Here is a 1,476-nt window from a genome sequence, read left to right as displayed (position 1 = left end):
TGATCGATCATTCCTCTTGTCTAGGGAAGAAGATCGCAAACCAAGGGCTGCCTGGTGATCAGTGTGCACGATGCCGGTGCGTTCGACGCCGTCGGGCGGCTGGCTGCGTTCCGGCGTGAGTTCCACGGTTGTCTGACCGCTCGTGGGGATGCGTTGTTCGAGCTGGCGGACGCGCTGTTGTGCGGGGATGCGCCGGTGCGGTCTCTGGTGGAGTTGTCGCTGGTGGGTGAGCACCGCCGCGGTCACGGCTCGTTGTACGCGGCGTTGAACCGCGGCCGGATCGACATCGAGCGGCTGCGGACCGCGGTGGCGGCGGTGCCGCTGCCGCGGGCCGCGGACGGGCGGGTCGTCCTGGCGGTGGATGTGACGTGCTGGCTGCGGCCGGAGGCGCACACCTGCCCGGAGCGGGTGCTGTGTCACACCTACGGGCGTGGCAAGGACACCCACGTCGGGGTTCCGGGCTGGCCGTACTCGTTCGTCACCGCCTTGGAGGCCGGGCGCACCTCGTGGACCGCGCCGTTGGACGCCCGCCGGCTGGCGCCCGGCGACGACGCCGCCACGATCACCGCCGGGCAGTTACGCGACGTGGTGCAGCGGCTGATCGCTGCCGGGCAGTGGCGGCCTGGTGATCCGGACGTGTGGATCGTCGCGGACGCCGGCTACGACGGGCCCCGGCTGGCGTTCCTGCTGGCCGATCTACCCGTTCAGGTTCTGGTGCGGATGCGTTCCGACCGGGTGCTGCGCCGACCCACGCCACCCCGGCTGCCGGGCACCACCGGCCGCCCACGACGGCACGGCGGCGAGTTCATCTTCGGCGACCCCGCCAGCTGGGGCGACCCGGACGCCGCCACGACCACCGACACCCGCCTCTACGGCACCGCGACCGCGCGAGCCTGGCACCGGCTGCACCCCAGGCTCACCCACCGCACCGCCTGGACCGCCCAGCACGGCCCGCTACCGATCATCGAAGGCACCGTGATCCTGTTGCAGGTCGACCGGCTGCCCTCCGGCGCCAACGCGAAACCGGTCTGGCTGTGGTGGTCGCACGCGACCGCCACTGACGCCGAGATTGACCTGCTCTGGCAGGTGTTCCTGCGCCGCTTCGACATCGAACACACCTTCCGCATGCTCAAACAGACCCTCGGCTGGACCAGCCCGAAACTGCGCGACCCCCACGCCGCCGACCGCTGGACCTGGCTGGTGCTGGCCGCCTACACCCAGCTACGCCTCGCCCGAGGCGCCGTCGGCGACCTCCGCCGGCCCTGGGAACGCCCAGCGCCTCCCGAACGACTCACGCCCGCCCGCGTCCGGCGAGGCTTTCGGCACCTGCGCAGCAAAGCCGGCAACCCCGCCTGCGCACCGAAACCCTCCCGGCCAGGACCCGGCCGACCACCCGGACGACGCAACCGCCACTCCGCAGCCCGCCACGACGTCCACATCGTCGCCGCCGCCACCAGCACAAAACCGAAAGGTGAC

At 71.7% G+C, this 1,476-nt stretch carries 1 protein-coding gene; it reads left to right on the top strand.

Annotated elements, in window-relative coordinates:
- Positions 1-54: 54 nt before the first annotated feature.
- Positions 55-1,476, top strand: a 1,422-nt coding sequence (locus tag IEY96_RS32440; RefSeq protein ID WP_189198601.1) for an NF041680 family putative transposase, incomplete at its 3' end; no start/stop codon positions are given.

The sequence above is a fragment of the Micromonospora fulviviridis genome (assembly GCF_014648395.1).
GTDB classification, from domain to species: domain Bacteria; phylum Actinomycetota; class Actinomycetes; order Mycobacteriales; family Micromonosporaceae; genus Micromonospora; species Micromonospora fulviviridis.
Note: the sequence above shows the minus strand (reverse complement) of the source record. Positions and strands in the feature narration are given on the sequence as shown.